Origin of the sequence: Streptomyces sp. BI87, assembly GCF_025957665.1 — a bacterium.
Lineage (GTDB): Bacteria > Actinomycetota > Actinomycetes > Streptomycetales > Streptomycetaceae > Streptomyces > Streptomyces albidoflavus.
Genome location: NZ_CP110079.1, coordinates 5,165,817 through 5,189,632, shown reverse-complemented (window position 1 = coordinate 5,189,632; position 23,816 = coordinate 5,165,817). Strand labels below are relative to the sequence as shown.

The following is a 23,816-nucleotide window of genomic DNA, read 5'->3' as shown; positions in this document are numbered from 1 at the left end:
CGATTCCATGGTCTGCGGGAGGAGTTCGGTATGAGCGGGTGCGGCAAGGTCAAGGCGTGGCAGGTGCCGCTCAGGCTGGTCACTGGTGCCTTCATCCTGCACTCGGGGATGGAGAAGTGGGACGGGCCCGACGAACAGGCGCAGGGCGTCCACGGGATGGCGCGGCAGACCTTCCCGTTCCTGGAGAACATCGACGCGCCCCGGTTCCTCAAGCTCCTCGCCGCCGGGGAGATCGCGCTCGGCGCGGCCCTGCTGACCCCGATGGTCCCGACCCGGCTCGCGGGCGCGGCGCTGACCGGGTTCGCGGGCAGTCTGATGGCGGTGTACGCGCAGACCCCAGGCCTGCGCAAGGAGGGCAGCGTGTGGCCCACGCCCGACGGGATCGGCGTCAGCAAGGACAGCTGGCTGCTGGCCATCGGCCTGGCCCTGACCCTCAGCCCGCACCAGAAGCACCACAAGCACCTCAAGCACCTCAAGGGCCACGGTGGCCGTCACCAGCACCACTGCCACCATGAGCAGGGCGGGCGCCCCGGGCGCCACGGGCATCTCCAGCAGGCCAAGCAGGTGGCCCAGGAGGCGAAGGAGGCCAGGCGGCTGGCCAAGCGCGTCAAGGGCCTCTCGCAGGACGGGCACAGCCACCAGCACTCCCACCGGCACGGTCCCGGCCACACCCGGAAGGGCTGCCCGGCGCACGACTGAGCGGTGGGCGGGGCCGTGGGGGCGTGAGCAACCCCACCGCCTTGCCGCAGGTGGGGGCCGGTGCGGCGCGCGTTAGAGTGCGAGGCGACTTCCCCGCAGCCGGGCCGCCGCCCGGGCCCCCAGCCCCGTACGAGGTATCCGCACGTGACCCCGACATCCGACCAGCCCGCCGTGACCGTCGTCGGGATCGGGGCCGACGGCTGGGCCGGGCTCGGTCCGGCCGGGCGGGAGGCGCTGGCCGCCGCCGAGGTCGTGGTCGGGGGGCCGCGCCAGCTCGACCTGCTGCCGCCGGAGTGCGCGGGCGTGCGGGTCGCGTGGCCCTCGCCGTTGCGGCCCGCCGTGCCGAAGCTGCTCGCCGAGCACGCGGGACGGCGCCTGGCGGTGCTGGCCAGCGGCGACCCGATGTTCTACGGGATCGGACGGGCCCTCGCCGAGGAGGCGGGGCCCGCCGCCCTGCACGTCCTCCCCCACCCGTCCTCGGTCTCCTACGCCTGCGCGCGGATGGGCTGGGCGATGCAGGACGTGGACGTGGTGTCGGCGGTCGGCCGGGACCAGGCGGCGCTGGCCGGGGCGTTGCACGACGGACGCCGGGTGCTGGTGCTCGCTCCGGACGCCGCGACCCCGGCCAAGGTGGCGGAACTGCTGCGGGAGCGCGGGTACGGACCGAGCCGGATGACCGTCCTCGAACAGCTCGGCGGGCCCGCGGAGCACCGGGTGGACGGTGTGGCCGACACGTGGTCCGCGCCGGAGGGCGACCCGCTCAACGTGGTCGCGGTGGAGTGCGTACGGGCGGCCGGCGCGCCCCGGCTGCCGGTGGTCCCCGGGCTGCCGGACGACGCGTACGAGCACGACGGGCAGCTCACCAAGAAGTACGTGCGGGCGGCGACGCTGGCCGCGCTGGCGCCCGCCCCCGGGGAGCTGCTGTGGGACGTGGGCGGCGGCTCCGGGTCGATCGCCGTGGAGTGGCTGCGCGCCCACCGGGCCTGCCGCGCGGTGAGCGTGGAGCGCGATCCGGTGCGGGCCGAGCGGATCACCCGTAACGCGCGGGCGCTGGGCGTGCCCCGGCTCAAGGTCGTCACGGGGGCCGCGCCGGGCGCGCTGGCCGGACTGCCGGTACCGGACGCGGTGTTCATCGGTGGCGGGCTGACCGGGGCCGGGCTGCTGGAGACGTGCTGGGCGGCGCTGCCCGCGGGCGGGCGGCTGGTCGCCAACACGGTGACGCTGGAGTCGGAGGCGCTGCTCACCGAGTGGTACCGCCGCCATGGCGGAGAGCTGACCCGGCTGGCGGTGGCGCAGGCCGTACCGGTCGGCTCGTTCACCGGCTGGCGGCAGGCGATGCCGGTCACCCAGTGGTCCGTGACGAAGCCCCCCGAGCGCGCGTGAACCCGCCTGTCACGCAAGGTTCCTGACACCCCGTTCGCCCTCCTCCCCCCTCTACCGGAGACCCCTATGACCGTGTACTTCATCGGAGCGGGCCCCGGTGCCGCCGACCTCATCACCCTGCGGGGCGCGCGCACCCTCGCCGCCTGCCAGGTCTGCCTCTACGCGGGCAGCCTCGTCCCCACCGAACTCCTCGCCGAGTGCCCGCCGGACGCCCGGCTGATCGACACCGCCCAGCTCGACCTGGACCGGATCACCGCCGAGCTGGTCCGCGCCCACGAGGAGGGGCACGACGTGGCGCGGCTGCACTCGGGCGACACCTCGGTGTTCAGCGCGGTGGCCGAGCAGATGCGGCGGCTCGACGCGGCCGGGGTGCCGTACGAAGTCGTCCCGGGCGTACCGGCGTTCGCGGCGGCCGCGGCCGCGCTCAAGCGGGAGCTGACGGTGCCGACCGTCGGGCAGACCGTGATCCTGACCCGCGTGGCGCAGCGGGCCACCCCGATGCCCGAGGGCGAGGACCTGGCGACGCTGGGCCGCAGCGGGGCCCTGCTGGTGCTGCACCTGGCCACCGGATACGCGGACCGGGTCGTCGCCGAGCTGGAGCCGCACTACGGGGCCGACTGCCCGGCCGCGGTGGTGGCGTTCGCGAGCAGGCCCGAGGAGCTGGTGCTGCGCGGCACCCTCGCCGACATCGCGGACCAGGTGCGCGAGGCCGGGATCAGGCGGACCGCGGTCATCCTGGTCGGGCGCACGCTGGGCGCCGAGCAGTTCCGCGACAGCCATCTCTACTCGCCGGACCGCGACCGTGACCACGTCTGCTGACTCCGCCCCTGCCCTCGTCCTGATCCTGGGCGGCACCAGCGAGTCCCGCCGACTCGCCGCGCTGCTCACGCGGGGCGCGGCCGGTCCGCTGCGGGTGGTCAGTTCGCTGGCGGGGCGGGTGGCACGACCCGTGCTGCCCGAGGGCGAGGTACGGATCGGCGGCTTCGGCGGGGTGGCGGGGCTGACCGCGTACCTGCGCGAGGAGCGGGTGGCCGCCGTGGTGGACGCCACCCATCCGTTCGCCGGGGTGATGAGCTTCCACGCCGCCGAGGCGGCGGCCGGGGCGGGCGTCCCGCTGCTGGCGCTGCGCCGCCCGTCGTGGCGGCAGGGCCCGGGCGACCGCTGGTACCCGGTGGCCTCCCTGGAGGAGGCCGCCGCGCTGCTGCCCTCGCTGGGCCGGCGGGTCTTTCTGACCACGGGGCGGACGGGGCTCGGGGCGTTCGCGGACGCCGCGCCCGGGCTGTGGTTCCTGCTGCGGTCGGTCGACCCGCCGGTGGGCCCGGGGCCCGGGGAGTGCGAAGTCCTTCTGGACCGGGGCCCGTTCACCCTGGAGGGCGAGCGGGAGCTGCTGCGGACGTACGGCGTGGAGGTGCTGGTCACCAAGGACAGCGGCGGCGAGGCCACCGCGCCGAAGCTGACCGCCGCCAGGGAGGCGGGGATTCCGGTGGTGGTGGTCCGGCGTCCGCCGGTGCCCGAGGGGGTGCCGGTGGTGGGCACGCCGGAGGAGGCGGTGGCGTGGCTGGGCGGTGGGTGAGCCGCCGGGCGGCCGGGGTCAGGGGCGCGGGAGGGCGGCCCGGCGGCCCCGGCGTGCGGCACGGACCGAGCTTCGGCGAACACCCCCGTGCCTGCGGGGGTGTTCGCCGGTGACGGAGTGGCGTGGTGGCCCTCAGGCCCCGGTGGTCGGCTCCGGGTAGCGGCGTGGGGTCCAGACCGTCTCGGGGGCGTCCGGGGTGCGGCGGACCGTGCGGGTCTGGGAGGAGCCGATGATCAGCAGGGTGCGCATGTCGACCTCGGCCGGGTCCAGGTCGGCGAGGCGGACGGTGCGGACGCGTTCGCCGGGGCCGCCGACGTCGCGGGCGAGGACCACCGGGGTGTCGGGGCTGCGGTGCTCCAGGAGCAGGTCTCGGGCCTTGCCGACCTGCCAGGTGCGGCTGCGGGAGCCCGGGTTGTACAGGGCGAGGGCGAGGTCGGCGCGGGCGGCGGCGGCGAGCCGTTCGGCGATGACCTCCCAGGGCTTGAGCCGGTCGGAGAGGGAGATCACCGCGTAGTCGTGGCCGAGCGGCGCCCCGGCGCGGGCGGCGGCGGCGTTGGCGGCGGTGACCCCGGGCAGCACGCGGACCGGCACGTCCCGGTACGGGCCCTCGGCGGCGGCCTCCAGGACGGCGGTGGCCATGGCGAAGACCCCGGGGTCGCCGCCGGAGACGACCGCGACGCGGCGGCCGCGGCGGGCCAGGTCGAGGGCGAACTCGGCGCGTTCGGCCTCGACCTTGTTGTCGGAGCCGTGCCGGATCTGGCCGGGGCGGTGCGGCACCCGGTCGAGGTAGGTGGTGTAGCCGACGAGGTCCTGGGCGGCGGCGAGCGCGCCCCGGGTCTCCGGGGTGAGCCAGAGCGGACCGGCCGGGCCGGTGCCGACCACGACGACCTCGCCGGTCGGCACCGCGGCGGCCTCCTCCTCGGCGGGCACGGCCGCCTGCCCGGCGGCGGGGGCGTCGACGGGGAGGGCGGCGACACGGCTGGGTACCACCGCGACGGCGAAGTACGGCACCGACTCCGGGTCGGTGTCGGCGAGGTGCCCGGTGCGCTCGCCCTCCATCGTGGCGCGCTCCACGTAACGGGCCTCGGCCAGCCGCCCGCTCGTCTCCAGGGCGCCGCGTACGGCCGGGAAGGTGCGGCCGAGCTTCATCACCACGGCCGAGTCGGTGGCGGCGAGCCGGGCGGTCAGCTCCTCCTCGGGCAGGGTGCCGGGGAGGATGGTCAGCACCTCCTCGCCCTCGACCAGGGGCGCGCCGAGCCGCGCGGAGGCGGCGCTGACCGAGGTGACGCCGGGGATGACCTCGGTCGGGTAGCGGTGGGCCAGCCTCTTGTGCATGTGCATGTACGAGCCGTAGAAGAGCGGGTCGCCCTCGGAGATGACGGCGACGGTCCGGCCGGCGTCGAGGTGGGCGGCGAGCCGTTCGGCGCAGGCCGCGTAGAAGTCGTCCATGGCGCCCTGGTAGCCGCCCGGGTGGTCGGTGGTGCCGGTGGTGACCGGGTAGACCAGGGCTTCCTCGATGTGGTCGGGGCGCAGGTGGGCGGCGGCGATCGAGCGGGCGATGGAGCGGCCGTGGCGGGCGCTGTGGTACGCGACGACGTCGGCGTCCGCGATGACCTGGACGGCGCGCAGCGTCATCAGGTTCGGGTCGCCGGGGCCGAGTCCGACGCCGTAGAGACGGCCGGGGGCGGGGGTGCTCATTCGGTTTCGCTCGCGATCGCGTTGAGGGCGGCGGCGGCCATGGCGCTGCCGCCGCGCCGGCCGCGCACGATCAGGTGGTCCAGGCCCGAGGGGTGGGCGGCCAGTGCGTCCTTGGACTCGGCGGCGCCGACGAAGCCGACCGGGACGCCGATGACGGCGGCCGGGCGGGGCGCGCCCTCCTCGATCATCTCCAGGAGGCGGAAGAGGGCGGTGGGGGCGTTGCCGACGGCGACCACGGCGCCGTCCAGGCGGTCGCGCCAGAGTTCGAGGGCGGCGGCGCTGCGGGTGGTGCCCAGCCGCGCGGCCAGCTCCGGCACGGAGGGGTCGGCGAGGGTGCAGATCACCTCGTTGTCGGCGGGGAGCCGCTTGCGGGTGACGCCGCTGGCGACCATGTTGGCGTCGCAGAGGATCGGTGCCCCGGCGCGCAGCGCCTCGCGGGCACGGGCCACGACCTGCGGGGTGTGGCCGAGGTCGCGGGGCAGGTCGGTCATGCCGCAGGCGTGGATCATGCGGACCGCCACCTGGGCGACGTCCGGGGGCAGCCCGGTGAGGTCGGCCTCGGCACGGATCGTGGCAAAGGACTCGCGGTAGATGGCCGCGCCGTCCTTCTCGTACTCAAACACTCTGCTCTCGCTCTTTCCTGACGGCGCCGTGCCGCGTGGGCCGGGGGTCGGTGGGGTCCGGCGGGCGGCCGCGAGCGCCTCGGGCAGCCGGTGCGCCGGTACGTCCCGTCCGGCGGGCCGGGGCTTTGCCGCCGGGTCGGCCGGGCGGTGGGCCAGGTCGTAGCCGGTGCCGGTCGCCACGGCGTCCACCCAGGCCGTCCCCCGGGGGTGGCCGCAGCGGCGCTCGCAACCGGACCAGTAGACAGGAAGGCCGCCCGGTGCCGCATCCAGGGCGGCGCGGGCGTCGGCCCGTACGTCGGCCAGGGACTTGACACAGCCGGGCCTGCCGGTGCAGGCGCCGACGCCTTCCCAGGGCGAGCCCTCGCCGGTGACCAGGCCCGTGCGGGCCAGCCCGGCCGCGGCCTCGGCGGCGCGGGCCGGGGTCAGGCCCGGGACGACGATCCCGCGCCAGGGCGTGGCCCGCAGCGTGCCCGCGCCGTGGCGGGCGGCCAGCTCCGCCAACTCCCGCCACTGGTCCGCGGTGAGGCGGCCCAGCGGGGCCAGCGCGTGCAGCGCCGACCGGCCCTCGCGGGGCGGGGTCGGGCCCGGGCGCGGGCCGCCGTACGGGGCCGGGAGCTCGGGGGCCGGGGCGGTACGGGTACCGGGGACGCGGGCCGCCAGTTCGGTGAGGGTGGCGGTGGACAGGGCCTGTCCGGGCGGGAGTTCGGCGACGCGCCAGGCGCGGGTCCCGCTCGCGCGGGCGGCGGCCAGGAAGAGCAGGGCTGCCGCGTGGGCGGCGGCCGGGGCCTGGTCCGGGGGGAGGCGGAGGCTGCCCGGGACGCCCGGCAGGGTCAGGGCCAGGTCGCCGTCGGGCGTTGCGAGCATTGTCACATCGGCGTCGAGGGCGGCGGTGTCGCCGCGGCCGTCGTCAAGGGCGAGGAGGAAGCGGCCCGAGAGGGCGGTGGTGGCCGGGTCCGCGAGGAGCGCCGCGTCCACCGCGGGGACCAGGGGGGTCACGTCCGCGTGGCCTTCGCCGTCCAGGCCCGACAGGGGGGACGCGACGAGATTGCGTATCCGCTCGTGCGCGGGCGACGGGAGCAGGGCCGCCTCGGCGAGGCGTGCCGCCAGTTCCTGGCCCGCGTCGGCGGGGAGGGCGCGGAGCTGGACGTTGCCGCGCGAGGTCAGGTCGAGGTGGGCGTCGCCCAGGTCTTCGGCTGCCCTCGCCAGGGCGGTGGCCTGGGGTGCCTGGAGCAGGCCGCCCGGGATGCGGATGCGGGCCAGGTGGCCGTCTGCGGCCTCGTGGAGGCGGAGCGCGCCGGGGCAGGCGTCGCCCCTGGCGGGAGTGGGCATGGCCGCGATGATACGAGGGGCGTCGCGGCCACTGGGCCGAGGGGCGGGGCCGTCTGCGCCAGGCGGGCCGAGTTTTCGTGCGGTCCGGCTCCCACGCGCCCGTTCAAGATGGCCTCAAGCGCCGGCCGGGCTATTGATAGCCCGGCCGGCGCTTGAGGCCACCAGCCTGGCCGGCGCTTGAGGCCGCTTGAGCCCGGCCGGCGCTTTAGGCCAGCTCTGACCGGCGGGGGCTCCCCCCCCCCCGCAGCCCGGAGTCATCGGCCCAGGTGGAGCCAGGGGCGGCGTACCCCGAACTGCCAGGTGGCCCTTACTATGCTCCCGGCGGGCCGTTCGGCCCGTCATCGCCAGAACGGCGCGCCCAGTGCGCCGAGGACTTGGCCCGGGCCGGTACCGGGGCGGGCCCTCGCCGCACTCGGCAGGGGAGGAAGCCCGGTGTGAATCCGGCGCGGTCCCGCCACTGTGAACCCCGCCCCGCAAGGGGCGGGCGAGCCAGGAACTCCCGCCGTTGTGTCCCACCCCGAGGCGCGGACCTCGGAGGAAGGCTTGACGCCGCATGATCCTGCTCCTGTCGACGTCCGACACCGACCTGCTGAGCGCCCGCAGCGCCGGCGGCCCGGTCCCGTACCGCTTCGCCAACCCCTCGCGGCTGCCGCTGGACGACCTGCCGGAGCTGCTGGACGGCGCCGACCTGGTCGTGGTGCGGCTGCTGGGCGGGGTGCGCGCCTGGCAGGAGGGGATCGACGCGCTGCTGGCGCAGGACCGCCCCGTGGTGGTCCTCACCGGTGAACAGGCCCCGGACGCCCAGCTGATGGAGGCGTCCACGGTCCCGATCGGGGTGGCGGCCGAGGCCCACGCCTACCTGGCCCACGGCGGCCCGGCCAACCTGGAGCAGCTGGCCCGTTTCCTCTCCGACACCGTGCTGCTGACCGGCCACGGCTTCGAGGCGCCGGCGCCCGCCCCCTCCTGGGGCCCGCTGGAGCGCACCCCGGCCCCGGACGCCGCGGGCCCGCTGATCGCGGTGCTCTACTACCGCGCCCACCACATGAGCGGCAACACCGGTTTCGTCGACACGCTCTGCGGGGCGATCGAGGAGGCGGGGGGCCGCGCCCTGCCGCTCTACGTGGCCTCGCTGCGCTCCCCCGAGCCGGAGCTGCTGGCCGAACTGGGCCGCGCGGACGCGCTGGTGACCACGGTGCTGGCGGCGGGCGGCACCAAGCCGGCCGGGGCCTCGGCCGGGGGCGATGACGAGTCGTGGGACGCGGGGGCGCTGGCCGCGCTGGACGTGCCGATCCTCCAGGCGCTCTGCCTGACCAGTTCGCGCGCCGACTGGGAGGGAAACGACGAGGGACTCTCACCGCTGGACGCGGCGAGCCAGATCGCCGTCCCGGAGTTCGACGGCCGCCTGATCACGGTGCCGTTCTCCTTCAAGGAGCTGGACGCGGACGGCCTGCCGGTCTACGTCGCGGACACCGAGCGCGCCGCCCGGGTGGCCGGCACCGCGGTGCGCCACGCCCGCCTGCGCCACCTCCCCAACGCCGAGAAGCGCTTGGCCCTGGTCCTCTCCGCGTACCCGACGAAGCACTCCCGGATCGGCAACGCGGTGGGGCTCGACACCCCGGCGAGCGCGGTGGCGCTGCTGCGGCGGCTGATCGCCGAGGGGTACGACTTCGGGGCCGAGGCCATCCCCGGGCTGGAGTCCGGCGACGGCGACGAGCTGATCTACGCGCTGATCGAGGCGGGCGGCCACGACCAGGACTGGCTGACCGAGGAGCAGCTGGCCCGCAACCCGGTGCGTATCCCGGCGGCCGACTACCGCCGCTGGTACGGCACGCTCCCCGCCGAGCTGCGCGAGCAGGTCGAGGAGCACTGGGGGCCGCCGCCCGGCGAGATGTTCGTGGACCGCAGCCACAACCCGGAGGGCGACATCGTCCTGGCGGCGCTGCGGTTCGGGCGGCTGCTGATCCTGATCCAGCCGCCGCGCGGCTTCGGCGAGAACCCGATCGCGATCTACCACGACCCGGACCTGCCGCCTTCCCACCACTACCTGGCCGCCTACCGCTGGATACAGGCGCGCGCCGAGGACGGCGGTTTCGGCGCCGACGCCATGGTGCACCTGGGCAAGCACGGCAACCTGGAGTGGCTGCCCGGCAAGAACGCGGGCCTCTCGGCGGCCTGCGGCCCCGACGCGGCCCTCGGGGACCTGCCGCTGGTCTACCCGTTCCTGGTCAACGACCCGGGCGAGGGCACCCAGGCCAAGCGCCGGGTGCACGCCACCCTCGTCGACCACCTGGTGCCGCCGATGGCCCGCGCGGAGAGCTACGGCGACATCGCGCGCCTGGAGCAGCTGCTCGACGAGTACGCGGCGATCTCCTCGATGGACCCCGCCAAGCTCCCGGCGATCCGGGCGCAGATCTGGACGCTGATCCAGGCCGCCAAGCTCGACCACGACCTGGGCCTGGAAGCCCGGCCGGACGACGACGGGTTCGACGACTTCCTGCTCCACGTCGACGGCTGGCTCTGCGAGGTGAAGGACGCGCAGATCCGCGACGGGCTGCACGTGCTGGGCTCGGCCCCGGCCGCCGAGGCCCGGGTGAGCCTGGTCCTCGCCATCCTGCGGGCCCGCCAGATCTGGGGCGGCACCACGGCGCTGCCCGGACTGCGCGAGGCGCTGGGCCTGGACGAGTCGGCCGCCACCCGCACCACCGCCGACGAGGCCGAGGAGCGGGCCCGGGCGCTGGTCCAGGCGATGGACGACGCGGGCTGGGACCCGGAGGCGGCGGCGCGGGTCGCCGAGGGGCACGGGCAGGCGGTCGCGGACATCCTGGCGTTCGCCGCCCGCGAGGTGGTGCCGCGGCTGGCGGCGACCACGGACGAGCTGGACCACGCGGTGCACGCGCTGAACGGCGGCTTCGTCCCGGCCGGGCCTTCGGGCTCGCCGCTGCGCGGTCTGGTCAACGTCCTGCCGACCGGCCGCAACTTCTACTCCGTCGACCCGAAGGCGGTGCCCAGCCGGCTCGCCTGGGAGACGGGGCAGGCGCTCGCCGACTCGCTGCTTGAGCGGTACCGGGCCGACCACGGCGACTGGCCGGTCTCGGTGGGCCTCTCGCTCTGGGGCACCAGCGCGATGCGGACCTCCGGAGACGACGTGGCCGAGGCGCTGGCGCTGCTCGGGGTCCGCCCTGTCTGGGACGACGCCTCGCGGCGCGTCACCGGGCTGGAGGCGGTGCCGCTGGAGGAACTGGGCCGCCCGCGCGTCGACGTGACGCTCAGGATCTCCGGTTTCTTCCGGGACGCCTTCCCGCACACCATCGGGCTGCTGGACGACGCGGTACGGCTGGTGGCCGGGCTGGACGAGCCGGACAAGGACAACCACGTGGCGGCGCACGCCCGCGCCGACCTGGCCGAACACGGCGACGAACGCCGCGCCACCACCCGCATCTTCGGCTCCCGCCCGGGCACCTACGGCGCGGGCCTGCTCCAGCTCATCGACTCCCGCGACTGGCGCACCGACGCCGACCTCGCCGAGGTCTACACGGTGTGGGGCGGCTACGCGTACGGCCGCGAGCTGGAGGGGCGCGAGGCGCGGGCCGAGATGGAGAGCGCCTACCGGCGGATCGCGGTGGCGGCGAAGAACACCGACACGCGTGAGCACGACATCGCGGACTCGGACGACTACTTCCAGTACCACGGCGGCATGGTCGCGGCGGTCCGCGCGCTCAAGGGCACCGCGCCCGAGGCGTACATCGGGGACTCGACACGCCCGGAGACGGTGCGGACCCGGACGCTGGTCGAGGAGACCTCGCGGGTCTTCCGGGCGCGGGTGGTCAACCCGAAGTGGATCGAGGCGATGCGCCGCCACGGCTACAAGGGCGCCTTCGAGCTGGCGGCCACCGTCGACTACCTCTTCGGCTACGACGCGACGACCGGCGTGGTCGCCGACTGGATGTACGACAAGCTCACCGAGACGTACGTCCTGGACCCGGAGAACCGGGCGTTCCTGAAGGAGGCCAACCCCTGGGCGCTGCACGGCATCGCCGAGCGGCTGCTGGAGGCCGAGTCGCGCGGCCTGTGGGCCGAGCCGGACCCCGAGGTGCTCGCCGCGCTGAAGCAGGCCTATCTGGAGACTGAAGGCGACCTGGAGAGCGGCCAGGACGACGACTGAGGCGCGGCACGGCTCCCGCCTCCCTGGCGGGAGCCCCGCACGCCCCTGAGGTGCGGATACGTCACTGCCTGTACCGGATCAGCAGCGTTGCGGAGAGGGCAAGGTCACAGGCGCGGGTACTGCTGCACGCCTGCCGCGCTGTCCTAGCATCTGAGCATGACGGTCCTGCCTGACGACGGGCTCTCTCTGGCCGCCGAGTTCCCTGATGCAACCCACGACGAGTGGCAGCGCCTGGTGTCGGGCGTACTGCGCAAAGCGGGCAAGGACATCAGCGGGACGGCGGCCGAGGACGCGCTGTCCACGACGTTCGACGACGGGCTCCACGCCCGCCCGCTCTACACGGCCGACGCCGTACCCGACCGGGGCCTGCCCGGCTTCGCCCCCTTCGTACGGGGTGCGCGGGCCGAGGGCAACACCCCGGGCGGCTGGGACGTACGCCAGCGGCACACCGGGAGCGACGCGGAGGCCCTGCGCGACGCGGTCCTCGCCGACCTGGAGAACGGGGTCACCTCGCTCTGGCTCCCGCTCGGCGAGGGCGGCCTGCCCGTCGCCGGGCTGGACCGCGCGCTGGAGGGCGTCTACCTCGACCTGGCACCCGTCGCCCTGGACGCGGGCGCCGAGACCGCCGAGGCGGCCGACGCCTGGCTGAGGATCGCCGAGGAGCGCGGGGTCGCCGCCGACGCCCTGCGCGGCACCTTCGGCGCCGACCCGCTCGGGTACGAGGCGCGCACCGGCACCGCCGGGGACACCGCCGCCGCCGTGGCACTGGCCCGCCGGGCCGCCGACGGCTACCCGGGCGTCCGGGCGCTGACCGTCGACGCGCTCCCCTTCCACGAGGCGGGCGGCTCGGCCGCGCAGGAGCTGGGCGCCTCGCTCGCCACCGGGCTCGCCTACGTCCGCGAACTGACCGCCGCCGGGCTGACCCTGGCCGAGGCGTTCGGGCAGATCGCGTTCCGCTACGCCGCCGTCGCCGACCAGTTCCTCACCATCGCCAAACTGCGCGCGGCCCGCCGGGTCTGGGCGCGGGTCGCCGAGGTGTGCGGGGTGCCGGAGGCGGGCGCGCAGCGCCAGCACGCGGTCACCTCGCCGGTGATGATGACCCGTCGGGACCCGTGGGTGAACATGCTGCGGACCACGGTCGCGGCGCTGGGCGCCGGGGTCGGCGGGGCCGACGCGGTGACGGTGCTCCCGTTCGACCAGGAGCTGGGCGTGCCCGACGCGTTCGCCCGGCGGATCGCGCGGAACACCTCCACCATCCTCATCGAGGAGTCGCACCTGGCCCGGGTCACCGACCCGGCGGGCGGCTCGTACTACGTGGAGTCCCTGACCGACCAGGTGGCCGAGGCGGCCTGGGCGTTCTTCCAGGAGATCGAGCGGGCCGGCGGCCAGGCGAAGGCGCTGCGCGCGGGCCTGGTCGGCGAGCGGCTGGCGGCGACCTGGGCGGAGCGCAGCGCGAAGCTGGCGCGCCGCAAGGAACCGGTGACCGGGGTGAGCGAGTTCCCGAACCTCGCGGAGAAGCTGCCCGAGCGGACGCCCGCTCCCGTGCCGCCGGCCGGGGGCCTGCCCCGGGTGCGGCGCGACGAGGCGTTCGAGGCGCTGCGGGCCCGCTCGGACACGCACCTGGCGGCGACCGGGTCGCGGCCGAAGGTGTTCCTGGCGGCGCTGGGTCCGGCCGCCGCGCACACCGCGCGGGTGACCTTCGCGGCCAACCTCTTCCAGGCGGGCGGCATCGAGCCGGTGCACGACCCGGTGACGGTCACCGCCGAGACGGTGGCGGAGGCGTTCGCGGCGAGCGGCGCGTCCGTGGCCTGCCTCTGCTCCAGCGACGCGCTCTACGCCGAGGAGGCCGAGCCGGTGGCCGCCGCGCTGAAGGCGGCCGGCGCCGGGCAGGTACTCCTGGCGGGCAAGGGCGAGTTCGGCGGTGTCGACCGGCAGGTCTACGCCGGCTGTGCCGCCGTGGACCTGCTCACCTCTCTTCTCGACCACATGGGGGTGGCGTGATGTCCCAGCCCGAGATCCCGGACTTCTCCACCGTCGGCCTCACCTCCGGGGCGGGCGCGGCGGCCGGTGAGGAGCAGTGGCGCAGCGCCGTCAAGGAGGCGTCCGGCAGCGACGTCGCCGACCTGCGCTGGGAGACGCCGGAGGGCATCGGCGTGAAGCCGCTGTACACCGGCCGGGACGTGGAGGGGCTGGACTTCCTCGGCACGTACCCGGGGATCGCGCCGTACCTGCGCGGCCCCTACCCGACGATGTACGTGAACCAGCCGTGGACCATCCGGCAGTACGCCGGGTTCTCGACGGCCGAGGAGTCCAACGCCTTCTACCGGCGGAACCTGGCGGCCGGTCAGAAGGGTCTGTCCGTCGCCTTCGACCTGCCGACCCACCGCGGGTACGACTCCGACCACCCGCGGGTCACCGGCGACGTCGGCATGGCGGGCGTGGCGATCGACTCGATCTACGACATGCGCCAGCTGTTCGACGGGATTCCGCTGGACAGGATGTCGGTGTCGATGACGATGAACGGCGCGGTGCTGCCCGTGCTGGCGCTGTACATCGTGGCGGCCGAGGAGCAGGGGGTGTCGCCCGAGAAGCTGGCGGGGACCATCCAGAACGACATCCTCAAGGAGTTCATGGTCCGCAACACCTACATCTACCCGCCGTCGCCCTCGATGCGGATCATCTCGGACATCTTCGCGTACACCTCGCAGAAGATGCCGCGCTACAACTCGATCTCCATCTCGGGCTACCACATCCAGGAGGCCGGGGCCACGGCCGACCTGGAGCTGGCGTACACGCTGGCGGACGGCGTGGAGTACCTGCGGGCCGGGCAGCAGGCCGGGCTGGACGTGGACGCGTTCGCGCCCCGGCTGTCGTTCTTCTGGGCGATCGGCATGAACTTCTTCATGGAGGTCGCCAAGCTCCGCGCGGCCCGCCTGCTCTGGGCCAAGCTGGTCAGGCAGTTCGACCCGAAGAACGCCAAGTCGCTCTCGCTGCGCACCCATTCGCAGACCTCGGGCTGGTCGCTGACGGCGCAGGACGTCTTCAACAACGTGACCCGCACCTGCGTGGAGGCGATGGCCGCCACCCAGGGCCACACCCAGTCGCTGCACACCAACGCCCTGGACGAGGCGCTGGCGCTGCCCACCGACTTCTCGGCGCGGATCGCCCGCAACACCCAGCTGCTGCTCCAGCAGGAGTCGGGGACCACCCGGTCGATCGACCCGTGGGGCGGCAGCGCGTACGTGGAGAAGCTCACCTACGACCTGGCGCGGCGGGCCTGGCAGCACATCGAGGAGGTCGAGGCGGCCGGCGGCATGGCCAAGGCCATCGACGCGGGCATCCCGAAGCTGCGCGTCGAGGAGGCGGCGGCGCGTACCCAGGCCCGGATCGACTCGGGGCGCCAGCCGGTGATCGGCGTCAACAAGTACCGGGTGGACAGCGACGAGCAGATCGAGGTGCTGAAGGTCGACAACTCCTCCGTCCGCACCCAGCAGATCGCCAAGTTGCGGCGGCTGCGCGAGGAGCGCGACGAGGCGGCCTGCCAGGACGCGCTGCGCGCGCTGACCGCCTCGGCGGAGCGCGGCTCCGGCCAGGGCCTGGAGGGCAACCTGCTGGCCCTCGCGGTCGACGCGGCCCGCGCCAAGGCGACCGTCGGCGAGATCTCCGACGCGCTGGAGAAGGTGTACGGCAGGCACGCCGGGCAGATCCGTACGATCTCCGGGGTGTACCGGAACGAGGCTGGGGAGTCGCCCTCGGTGGAGCGGACCCGCGCACTGGTGGAGAAGTTCGACGAGGAGGAGGGCCGCCGGCCCCGCATCCTCGTCGCCAAGATGGGCCAGGACGGCCACGACCGGGGGCAGAAGGTCATCGCGACGGCCTTCGCCGACCTCGGTTTCGACGTGGACGTCGGCCCGCTGTTCCAGACGCCGGAGGAGGTCGCCCGGCAGGCGGTGGAGGCCGACGTGCACGTGGTCGGCGTCTCCTCGCTGGCCGCCGGTCACCTCACCCTCGTCCCGGCGCTGCGCGAGCAGCTGGCCGCCGAGGGCCGGGAGGACATCATGATCGTGGTCGGCGGCGTCATCCCGCCGCAGGACGTCGAGGCGCTGCACGAGGCGGGCGCCACGGCGGTCTTCCCGCCCGGCACGGTCATCCCGGACGCGGCGTACGACCTGGTGAAGCGGCTGGCCGCGTCGCTCGGCCACGAGCTGTGAGCCGCTGACGGATGGCGGCGACGATCGATCTCGACAGCTACGTGAAGGGCGTGCTCGACGGGCGGCGCGCGCAGATCGCGCGCGCCATCACCCTGGTGGAGTCCACCCGCCCCGCCCACCGGGTGGCGGCCCAGCAACTGCTGACCGAGCTGCTGCCGCACTCCGGGCGGGCCCGCAGAATCGGCATCAGCGGGGTGCCGGGGGTCGGCAAGTCCACCTTCATCGACGCCTTCGGCACCCTGCTGACGGGGCTCGGGCACCGGGTGGCGGTGCTCGCCGTCGACCCGTCCTCGGGGCGTACCGGCGGCTCGATCCTGGGTGACAAGACCCGGATGGAGCGCCTCGCGGTCGACCCGGCGGCGTTCGTGCGGCCCTCGCCCTCGGCGGGGACGCTCGGCGGGGTGGCGAAGGCGACCCGGGAGTCGATGGTGGTGATGGAGGCCGCCGGGTACGACGTGGTGCTGGTGGAGACGGTCGGCGTGGGCCAGTCGGAGACGGCGGTCGCGCAGATGGTCGACACCTTCCTGCTGCTGACCCTGGCCCGCACCGGTGACCAGCTCCAGGGCATCAAGAAGGGTGTGCTGGAGCTGGCCGACGTGATCGCGGTCAACAAGGCCGACGGCCCGCACGAGCGGGACGCCCGGTCGGCGGCGCGGGAACTGGCGGGGGCGCTCCGGCTGATGCACCCGGCGGACGCCGCGTGGACGCCGCCGGTGCTGCACTGCTCGGCGCGCGAGGGCTCCGGCCTGGAGACGGTCTGGGAGCGGCTGGAGCAGCACCGCACGCTCCTGGACTCCACCGGACGGCTCGCGGCCAAACGCCGTGACCAGCAGGTCGAGTGGGTGTGGGCCATGGTGCACGACACACTGCTGGACCGTTTGCACGCCGACCCACGGGTACGCGAGGTGGCACCGGAACTGGAGGCCCGGGTCCGGGCCGGGGAGCTGACGGCGACGCTGGCCGCCGAGTCGGTGCTCGCCGCGTTCGGCCGGAACGCCCCCGACGAGTGAGGCCTTCTTCGCCCGGCCGCCTTCGGGTGAGACGGTGGCGGGGTGACTTCCGCGCGGCCCGGTTCCCCGTCCCTGCGGCGGGGGGCCGGGCCGCGTGCCGGACGACCGGGACCGAGCAGCACCGCCCGCGTACGCGCGGGCCGATCTGATGGGGAGACCGCATGACCACGTACAAGATCGTCAATCCCGCGACGGGCAAGACCGAGCGGGAGTTCCCCGAGGCCACCGACGCCGAGATCCAGGCGGCGGTCGGCCGCGCCCACCAGGCGTTCGGCGGCTGGCGGGCGAGCCCGCAGGAGGACCGGGTCGCGCTGCTGAACCGGGTCGCCGAGCTGTACGCGGAGCGCAAGGACGAGCTGGCGGCGATCATCACCCGGGAGATGGGCAAGCCGGTCGCCCAGGCCCGCGGCGAGATCGACATCGTCGTCTCCATCTACCGCTACTACGCCGCCAACGGCCCCAAGTTCCTGGTGGACGAGGAGCTGGAGGTGGCCGGCGGCGGCAGCGCCGTGGTCCGCAAGGAGGGCATCGGCGCGCTGCTCGGGATCATGCCGTGGAACTTCCCGTACTACCAGGTGGCGCGGTTCGCGGCGCCCAACCTGATGCTCGGCAACACCATCCTGCTGAAGCACGCCCCGCAGTGTCCCGAGTCGGCGCTGGCGATGGAGCGGATCTTCGCGGAGGCGGGCGCCCCCGACGGCACGTACGTCAACCTCTTCGCCACCAACGAGCAGGTCTCCACGATCATCGCGGACCCGCGCGTCCAGGGCGTCTCGCTGACCGGCTCGGAGCGGGCCGGGTCGGCCGTCGCGGAGCAGGCGGGGCGCCACCTGAAGAAGGTGGTGCTGGAGCTGGGCGGCTCGGACCCGTTCCTGGTGCTCCAGCCGGAGGACCTGGACAAGACGGTGAAGTACGCGGTCACGGGCCGGTTCGGCAACGCCGGGCAGGCGTGCAACGCGGCCAAGCGCATCATCGTCCTCGACGAGCACTACGACGCCTTCGTCGACAAGTTCACCGCGGCGGTCGGCACGGTCGTGCCGGGTGACCCCTCGGACCCGTCGACCTTCATGGGCCCGCTCTCCTCGGCGGGCGCCGTCGAGACGCTCGCCGCGCAGATCGAGGACGCCGTCGCCAAGGGCGCCACGGTGCTGGCCGGCGGCCGCCGCATCGACCGGGAGGGCGCCTGGTACGAGCCGACCGTGCTGACCGGCGTGGAGCCGGGGATGCGCGCCTTCGAGGAGGAGCTGTTCGGCCCGGCCGCGGTCATCTACCGGGTCTCCTCGGAGGACGAGGCGGTGGAGCTGGCCAACAACACGCCCTACGGCCTCGGCGCCGCCATCCAGTGCGCCGACGAGGACCGGGCGCTGGAGATCGCCTCCCGGCTGGACACCGGCATGGTCTACATCAACCAGGCCGAGGGAAGCGCGGCCGAACTGCCCTTCGGCGGCGTGAAGCGCTCGGGCATCGGCCGGGAGCTGGGCAAGTACGGCATGGAGGAGTTCGTCAACAAGAAGCTGGTCCGCGTCAAGCGCCGCTGACAGCGGGCGGGCGTACGGCCGGGGCCCGGCGCGGGGAGTCTCCCGCGCCGGGCCCCGCCGCGTCCGCGTCAGCGCGGGTAGTGCATGAGCTGGCGGACCATCCGGCAGGTGGCGGTGGACGGCGGGTGGATGCCCAGGCGCACGGCGGCGGCCCGGATGGTGCGGTCGTGGACGAATCCCGGGCCGTGGGCGCCCGCGTCGAGCAGGGCGATGGCCAGGCGCATGGCCTTGAGGCGGCGGTTGTGCCGGACGTACCACTCGCGGGGCCGGCCGGCGGGCAGCCGGCGCTTGGCGAGCGGGGCGTACGGCTGCTGGGCGGACGGGTCGGCGGGCGCGATGGTCGGCAGGGGTTCGGTTGCGTGGAGCACGGCCACGGGCATCCTCCTGTCGGTTCGGGAAACCCCCCGGCTTCCCTCGAACACTGGGTCAATTCTACTGCGGGGGACTGACAGTCAGCCCTGGCCAGACCGGGTTCCGCGGGGGTCGGCGGAGGTTGGCCGGATTCGAACAGACGGGCGGTGCGGGAGGTTTGGGAGGGGGTGGCGCGGCTACCGTGTGGCCCATGGAGATCTGGATCAACCCGGCCTGTTCGAAGTGCCGCAGCGCCCTGTCCCTGCTCGACGCCGAAGGAGCCTCGTACACCGTGCGCAGGTACCTGGAGGACGTGCCCACCGAGGCGGAGATCCGCGCCGTGCTGGGCCGGCTCGGCCTGGAGCCCTGGGACATCACCCGGACCGGCGAGCCGGAGGCGAAGGAGCTGGGCCTCGCCTCCTGGCCGCGCGAGGAGGGCGCCCGGGACCGCTGGGTCACCGCGCTCGCGGCCCGCCCCCGCCTCATCCAGCGGCCCCTGATCACCGCCGACGACGGCTCGGCCGTGGTGGGCCGCAGCGAGGAGGCGGTCCGCGAGGCGCTGGGGCGGGGGCGGGAGGCTAGCTGACCGGGCCCGGCCCGCCTCCGCTCAGGCGAGCTGGGCCTCCGCCTCCGCGAGGATCTCGGTGAGGCGGGCCCCGAACGCGGCGTCGCAGGGGTGCGGGCGGCCCGTGCGGGCCGCTTCCAGCAGGGCGTCGAGGGCCGCGCCGTAGGCGGTCACCGACTCGCCCCAGCGCGGCGGTTCGGCGGTGCCGTGCTCGCCGTACAGGGCGATCTCGACGCCGCCGGCGGCGGGCGGGGCGCCGAGGCCGAGGGTGGCGGTGGAGGAGGCGCCCGAGGCGTGGCGCAGCACGAGGTGGGCGGTGCCGTTCGGGCCGTGGGCGGCGGTGACGGCGGTGACGTCACCGAGGACCGGGATCAGCACGGACAGGGCGTGGGGGCCCACGTCCCACAGGGCGCCCTTCTCCTTGCGCCAGGGCGAGGCGTACTCGTGGCTGGAGCCCGGCGCGAAGAGCGGCGCGAGCCACTGGGCGCGGGCGGTGAACCAGTCGCCGCGCCCGGCCTGTTCGGCGATCCAGGCGGCGGTGGGCGGGGCGAACCGCAGGGTGCAGAAGACCACCGAGGCGACCCGCGCGGCCTCGGCCGCCGCCGCCACCTCGCGGGCCGCCGCGGGCGTGGTCGCCACCGGCTTGTCCAGGAGCAGGTGGCACCCGGCCTCGGCGGCCCGGACCGCGAGGGGCGCCTGCACGTCCGGCGGCAGCGCGATCGCCACCGCGTCGGCCTCGGCGAGGAGTTCCCCGAGCCCGTCCTCCCCGGTGTACGCGGGCACGCCGTACTCCCCCGCCAGTGCGGCCGCCGCCTCGGCGCGGCGGCCCCAGACGCCGGCGAGTCCGGCTCCGGGCTGCGCGGCGATCGCGGGGGCGTGCGTGGACCGCGCCCAGGGACCGGTGCCGAGCAGGGCGACCTTGGTCCTGGCGGGGGGCGTGGGGCTGTTGTCTGCGCTCATGGGGCCAGTGTGCCCGGCGGGAGGTCCCGGCCTGTGCGTGTCCGGTTACGCTCGCCCCGACACACGGGGCGGGCAACGTGGTGGGGGGGGAACGGGCGATGCGGGCGCGGGAGGCCGTCGGGGCGGCGGTCGGGGTGGTGCTGGCGGCGGCGATTCCACTGGCCGCCTCGCTCGCCGGGAACGCCGCGACCGAGGCGGCACGCTGGCCCGGGGTGCTGGACGTGCTGCGGCGCCACCCGTGGGCGTCCCTCGCCGTCATGCTGGTGCTGACGGGGGCGCTGCTCGCCTTCGACCGGCGGCGCGAGGCGGCCTCCGCGCGCCCCGCTGCCCCGCCCAGCGTCGTACCGCCGCCTCCGAGCTGGCTGGTGGACCGGGAGGAGACCGAACGGGCCGTCGAAGCTGTCCTCGCGGGCAACGCGGGCACGGTCGGCCTGACCACCGGCCTCCAGGGTGCGGGTGGCTTCGGGAAGACCACCCTGGCCAAAGCGGTCTGCGCGGACGAGCGGGTACGGCGCCGCTTCTCCACCGTCGTCTTCGTCACGCTCGGCGGCGACCTGCGCGGCGGCCCGAGGATCGCCGCCAAGGCGGCCGAGGTGGTCCGCCTGGTCACCGGCGAGGAGGCGCTGTTCCACGAGGACCCGGCGCTGGCGGGGGCGCAGCTCGGCCGCGCCCTGGACGGCGTGGACGGACGGCTCCTGCTCGTCCTGGACGACGTGTGGAGCGAGGCCCAGCTCGCGCCCTTCCTGGTGGGCGGCCGGAACTGCGTCCGCCTGGTCACCACCCGCATCCCCACCGTCCTCCCGGACACCGCCTCCCGCGTCCTCGTGGACCGCATGACCGACGACCAGGCCCGCGCCGTCCTCACTGCCGGCCTGAACCTCACCGACGGCCAGGTGGCGGCCCTTCTCTCCGTCACCGGCGGCTGGCCGCTCCTCCTCCGCCTGGTCAACCGTCTCCTCGCCGCCGAGACCACCACCGGCCTCACCACCGCCGACGCCTGCACCCAGACCCTGGCCCTGCTGCGCGCGGCCGGCCCCACCGGGGCCGACCTCGGCAGCGGCGCCCACACCCTCGACCTGGACGACCCGGCCGAGCGGGAGAAGGCCGTACGCGCCACGGTCGAGGCGTCGGTACGCCTGCTCTCCGAGTCGGCGGGCGAGCGCCGGCGCCTTCTCGAACTGGGCGTGTTCGCCGAGGACGAGGTGATCCCGGTGGAGCTGGTCTGCGCCCTGTGGCGGGAGTCGGCCGGGTACGAGCCGGTCCGCTCGCGGGCGCTCTGCCGCCGTCTGCGGGACGTGGCCCTGGTCGGGCTGACCGACTCCGGGGGCCTGGTCCTGCACGACGTCATCCGCGACTACCTGCGGGCGGAGCTGGGGGGGAGCCGCTGACGGCCGCCCACGCCGATCTGGTGGCCGGGGTCCGGCCCGCCCCGGCTCCGACGCCCTGGTGGGAGCTGCCCCAGGGGTACCTGCATGACCACCTGGTACGGCATCTGGTCGAGGCCGGCCTGACGGACGAGGCGGAGGCTCTGGTCGGCGATCTGCGCTGGGTGGAGCTGCGGCTGCGGCACGGGGACGCGAGCGCGCCGTTCAACGACGCGCGGCTGGTGCCGACGGTGGCGGCGGCGCGGCGGGCGAGCGAACTGTCGGCGGTGGGCCATCTGATGGCGCCCGAGGACGGCTGGGCCGGGCGCGCGGCCGTGCTGTACAGCCGGCTGGGCGGGCAGCGGCACTGGGCGGAACAGGCCGAGGAGCGGGCCGCCCGGCTCCCGGGCCCGGTCCTCGTCAACCACGGCTCACCGCCCGACCTGTTGGGCTCGTCGGTCGTCCGGGTGCTGCCCACCGAGGGCCCGGCCATGGAGATCGGCCTCTCGCCGGACGGCCGGACCGTCACGACCGTGGACGGCCGGTACGTCCGGCAACGGGACGTGGAGTCCGGGAGGGTGTTGTGGGAGCGGGAGTTCGTGTCGCTGTACACCCTCCAGGAAGAATCGGACCAGATCGGCAGGAACTACGCCCTCAGCGCGGACGGGCGCTGGTTCGTCCACGTCCGCCGTGGCCGGGCCCTGGTGTGGGAGGTGGCGACGGAGAACGAGCGCGTGGCGACGTGTCCCGACGACGGCCTGATCTCGGTGGCGGTCTCGCCGGACGGGGAATGGGTCGCCTGCTGCTTCGAGGACGAAGTGGCGGTGTGCCCCGTCGAGGGCGCCGGCGCCCCGGACCGGGCACCCCGCCGAGCGGCACGGGCCGAGGGGTGGGTGCGCTGCCTGGCGGTCTCCTCGGGCGGAGCCGTCACCGTGGTCCATGTCGGCCGCGACCTGGTGCTCCACGACTGGCGGACGACGGAGGAGGACGGAACGCCGACGGTTCTCGGCGTGGAGGACGTGCGCCTCTCCGGGGCCGCGGGGGACTTCCTCGCCTACGCCGTCGGGGGCGAAGCCCGCCTCCGCGACCTGCTGACCGGGGAGGAAGACGACCGGCCCTGCGACCCCTCGGCCGACAGCCTGGCGGTCTCCCCGGACGGGACCGCGCTCTACGCCCGCCTGGCCTCCGCCGGCCACGGCTGGCGGGAGATCCGGGCGGACGACGCTCCCGCCGCGTTCCACAACGGCGAGGGACAGACCGTGCTGGCCGCGGTCGACGGCGGCGGCCGGATGGCCCGCAGCGTGCGGAGCGGGGTGGCCGTCTCCGACCCCGGGCAGGAGCACGGCGAGGTGGCCCCGCGCGAGCTGACCAGGGTCCACGCGGTCGAGCTGGCCGGCGGAACGGTCCTGGTGGTCTGGGCGCCGTGGCGTTGCGACCGCTGGGTGCCCGGGGCGAGGTCCGCCGGACGGGACCGGGACTTCGGAGTCGCGACCCCGCTGGCCGTCGAGGACCTGCCGCTCCACTGGCAGCGGCCGGTCGCCCAGGTGGGTCTCGTCCACCCCGGCGCCGAGGCGGCCGTACCCCTCGTGGAGTTCGGTTCCGTCTTCGGCAGCGTCAGCTGGACCGACGACGGCACCCTGTTCGCCCTGGCGTACGACGACGTCGTGGAGGTACGGGAGACGGCCACCGGTGACGTGGTCTTCGGCGGGCGGGCCGAGGTGCGTCCGTCGGACGCGGCACTCCTGGCCGTGGCGCCGGACGGCTCCTGGGTCGCCTCGGTGCGGCGCCGCACCGTGTCGCTCGTCGAGAGGCACTTCGGCGACACGGTGGTGGGCGTCCTGTACCGCGAGGGCCGCACCCGCACGCTCAGGACACCGGCCAGGACGGGGCGCCCGAACGCCTACGAGCGGGCCACCTGCGCCGCCGCCCTCCCGGACGCGGACCGCCTCCTGGTGGGCTGGTCGGACACCCTCGCCCTGCACGACCTCACCACCGGCACCGCCCTGGCGACCCGCCGCGTCCTCGACCCCGCCGACCTCGCCGTCTCCCCCGACGGCACCTGGTGCTGCGTGGTCACCTCCGAGGGCCTGGTCGAGATCCTCACCCTGCCCGGCCTGACCCTCCTGACCCGCCTCCGCACCCCCTCCCGCTTCACCGCCTGCTCCCTCACCCCCGCCCCCGACGGCTTCCTCGTCCACGCCGATTCCGACCGGGGCATCCACACGTACCTCTTCCGCCCGGGCCCACCGGCGTCCCACCCTTCGTAACGAAGACGCCACAGCCCGCCCCCGGTCCCACCCGCCTCGCCCCGCTCCACCCCGAATTGCCCACCGGGACCCGGCCCTTGGCG

16 protein-coding genes, 1 pseudogene and 1 riboswitch are annotated in these 23,816 nt (G+C 75.2%); of the genes and pseudogenes, 12 read left to right on the top strand and 5 right to left on the bottom strand.

From position 1 onward, the window contains the following. Positions 1-30 precede the first annotated feature (30 nt). From OIM89_RS23140 to OIM89_RS23125, 4 genes are all read left to right on the top strand, one after another. Positions 31-699: a DoxX family membrane protein gene (locus OIM89_RS23140; protein WP_030697114.1), complete on the top strand. Its 669-nt coding sequence runs from the start codon at positions 31-33 to the stop codon at positions 697-699. A gap of 144 nt (positions 700-843) precedes the next feature. After that, a complete protein-coding gene (locus OIM89_RS23135; RefSeq protein ID WP_047470730.1) occupies positions 844-2,082 on the top strand; it encodes a bifunctional cobalt-precorrin-7 (C(5))-methyltransferase/cobalt-precorrin-6B (C(15))-methyltransferase in 1,239 nt (412 codons plus the stop codon). A 66-nt stretch (positions 2,083-2,148) separates the two neighbouring features. Beyond that, positions 2,149-2,901 (top strand): precorrin-4 C(11)-methyltransferase, encoded by a 753-nt coding sequence (gene cobM / locus OIM89_RS23130; RefSeq protein ID WP_030697116.1) that lies wholly within the window; start codon positions 2,149-2,151, stop codon positions 2,899-2,901. Further along, positions 2,885-3,655 (top strand): cobalt-precorrin-6A reductase, encoded by a 771-nt coding sequence (locus tag OIM89_RS23125; RefSeq protein WP_030697117.1) that lies wholly within the window; start codon positions 2,885-2,887, stop codon positions 3,653-3,655. Before cobM ends, OIM89_RS23125 begins: the two co-directional genes overlap by 17 nt. A 132-nt stretch (positions 3,656-3,787) precedes the next feature. On the opposite strand, the gene OIM89_RS23120 is transcribed toward OIM89_RS23125, so the two are convergent. The 3 genes and pseudogenes from OIM89_RS23120 to cobG form a co-directional block, all read right to left on the bottom strand. Next, positions 3,788-5,353, bottom strand: coding sequence for a precorrin-2 C(20)-methyltransferase (locus OIM89_RS23120; protein WP_047470728.1), 1,566 nt, complete (start codon positions 5,351-5,353; stop codon positions 3,788-3,790). After that, entirely contained in the window at positions 5,350-5,976 is a 627-nt protein-coding gene (locus OIM89_RS23115; protein WP_030697119.1) for a precorrin-8X methylmutase, read from the bottom strand. Before OIM89_RS23115 ends, OIM89_RS23120 begins: the two co-directional genes overlap by 4 nt. Before the next feature lie 222 nt (positions 5,977-6,198). Next, a pseudogene (gene cobG / locus OIM89_RS23110) lies at positions 6,199-7,305 on the bottom strand (precorrin-3B synthase); the annotation flags it as partial. Between the two features lie 421 nt (positions 7,306-7,726). Beyond that, positions 7,727-7,804: riboswitch (cobalamin riboswitch) on the top strand. A 54-nt stretch (positions 7,805-7,858) separates the two neighbouring features. Here cobG and cobN point away from each other — a divergent pair. The 5 genes from cobN to OIM89_RS23085 all read left to right on the top strand — a co-directional run bounded on the left by cobN (position 7,859) and on the right by OIM89_RS23085 (position 18,226). Further along, positions 7,859-11,467: a cobaltochelatase subunit CobN gene (gene cobN / locus OIM89_RS23105; protein WP_030697121.1), complete on the top strand. Its 3,609-nt coding sequence runs from the start codon at positions 7,859-7,861 to the stop codon at positions 11,465-11,467. A gap of 156 nt (positions 11,468-11,623) precedes the next feature. Next, the gene (locus OIM89_RS23100) at positions 11,624-13,468 is read left to right on the top strand and encodes a methylmalonyl-CoA mutase family protein (protein WP_151169715.1); all 1,845 of its coding nucleotides are present in this window, start codon (positions 11,624-11,626) and stop codon (positions 13,466-13,468) included. Continuing rightward, complete coding sequence (gene scpA, locus OIM89_RS23095) at positions 13,468-15,678, top strand: methylmalonyl-CoA mutase (protein WP_030697123.1); 2,211 nt, start codon at positions 13,468-13,470, stop codon at positions 15,676-15,678. Before OIM89_RS23100 ends, scpA begins: the two co-directional genes overlap by 1 nt. Positions 15,679-15,689: 11 nt before the next feature. Continuing rightward, complete coding sequence (meaB, locus tag OIM89_RS23090) at positions 15,690-16,688, top strand: methylmalonyl Co-A mutase-associated GTPase MeaB (RefSeq protein ID WP_030697124.1); 999 nt, start codon at positions 15,690-15,692, stop codon at positions 16,686-16,688. Positions 16,689-16,849: 161 nt separating this feature from the next. Then, the gene (locus OIM89_RS23085) at positions 16,850-18,226 is read left to right on the top strand and encodes an NAD-dependent succinate-semialdehyde dehydrogenase (protein ID WP_030697125.1); all 1,377 of its coding nucleotides are present in this window, start codon (positions 16,850-16,852) and stop codon (positions 18,224-18,226) included. 68 nt (positions 18,227-18,294) lie between these two features. Here OIM89_RS23085 and OIM89_RS23080 read toward each other — a convergent pair whose 3' ends face one another. After that, on the bottom strand, positions 18,295-18,600 hold the full coding sequence (locus OIM89_RS23080) for a hypothetical protein (protein ID WP_264491597.1): 306 nt from the start codon (positions 18,598-18,600) through the stop codon (positions 18,295-18,297). A gap of 188 nt (positions 18,601-18,788) precedes the next feature. On the opposite strand from OIM89_RS23080, the gene OIM89_RS23075 reads away from it, so the two are divergent. Further along, positions 18,789-19,163 carry an arsenate reductase family protein gene (locus OIM89_RS23075; RefSeq protein ID WP_047470721.1) on the top strand — a complete coding sequence of 125 codons (375 nt, stop codon included), beginning with the start codon at positions 18,789-18,791 and terminating at the stop codon, positions 19,161-19,163. A 21-nt stretch (positions 19,164-19,184) separates the two neighbouring features. Here the strand turns inward: OIM89_RS23075 and OIM89_RS23070 are convergent, their stop codons facing one another. After that, the gene (locus OIM89_RS23070) at positions 19,185-20,102 is read right to left on the bottom strand and encodes a Gfo/Idh/MocA family protein (protein ID WP_151169711.1); all 918 of its coding nucleotides are present in this window, start codon (positions 20,100-20,102) and stop codon (positions 19,185-19,187) included. 98 nt (positions 20,103-20,200) lie between these two features. Here OIM89_RS23070 and OIM89_RS23065 point away from each other — a divergent pair, with 98 nt between their 5' ends. Beyond that, entirely contained in the window at positions 20,201-21,490 is a 1,290-nt protein-coding gene (locus OIM89_RS23065) for an NB-ARC domain-containing protein (protein ID WP_264491596.1), read from the top strand. Between the two features lie 20 nt (positions 21,491-21,510). Then, complete coding sequence (locus tag OIM89_RS23060; RefSeq protein WP_264491595.1) at positions 21,511-23,733, top strand: hypothetical protein; 2,223 nt, start codon at positions 21,511-21,513, stop codon at positions 23,731-23,733. Positions 23,734-23,816 lie beyond the last annotated feature (83 nt).

Coding starts and splice junctions, on each gene's coding strand:
- OIM89_RS23140 (WP_030697114.1), top strand. CDS start 31: ATGAGCGGGTGCGGCAAGGTCAAGGCGTGGCAGGTGCCGCTCAGGCTG.
- cobM (WP_030697116.1), top strand. CDS start 2,149: ATGACCGTGTACTTCATCGGAGCGGGCCCCGGTGCCGCCGACCTCATC.
- OIM89_RS23120 (WP_047470728.1), bottom strand. CDS start 5,353: ATGAGCACCCCCGCCCCCGGCCGTCTCTACGGCGTCGGACTCGGCCCC.
- cobN (WP_030697121.1), top strand. CDS start 7,859: ATGATCCTGCTCCTGTCGACGTCCGACACCGACCTGCTGAGCGCCCGC.
- OIM89_RS23100 (WP_151169715.1), top strand. CDS start 11,624: ATGACGGTCCTGCCTGACGACGGGCTCTCTCTGGCCGCCGAGTTCCCT.
- scpA (WP_030697123.1), top strand. CDS start 13,468: ATGTCCCAGCCCGAGATCCCGGACTTCTCCACCGTCGGCCTCACCTCC.
- meaB (WP_030697124.1), top strand. CDS start 15,690: ATGGCGGCGACGATCGATCTCGACAGCTACGTGAAGGGCGTGCTCGAC.
- OIM89_RS23085 (WP_030697125.1), top strand. CDS start 16,850: ATGACCACGTACAAGATCGTCAATCCCGCGACGGGCAAGACCGAGCGG.
- OIM89_RS23075 (WP_047470721.1), top strand. CDS start 18,789: ATGGAGATCTGGATCAACCCGGCCTGTTCGAAGTGCCGCAGCGCCCTG.
- OIM89_RS23070 (WP_151169711.1), bottom strand. CDS start 20,102: ATGAGCGCAGACAACAGCCCCACGCCCCCCGCCAGGACCAAGGTCGCC.
- OIM89_RS23065 (WP_264491596.1), top strand. CDS start 20,201: ATGCGGGCGCGGGAGGCCGTCGGGGCGGCGGTCGGGGTGGTGCTGGCG.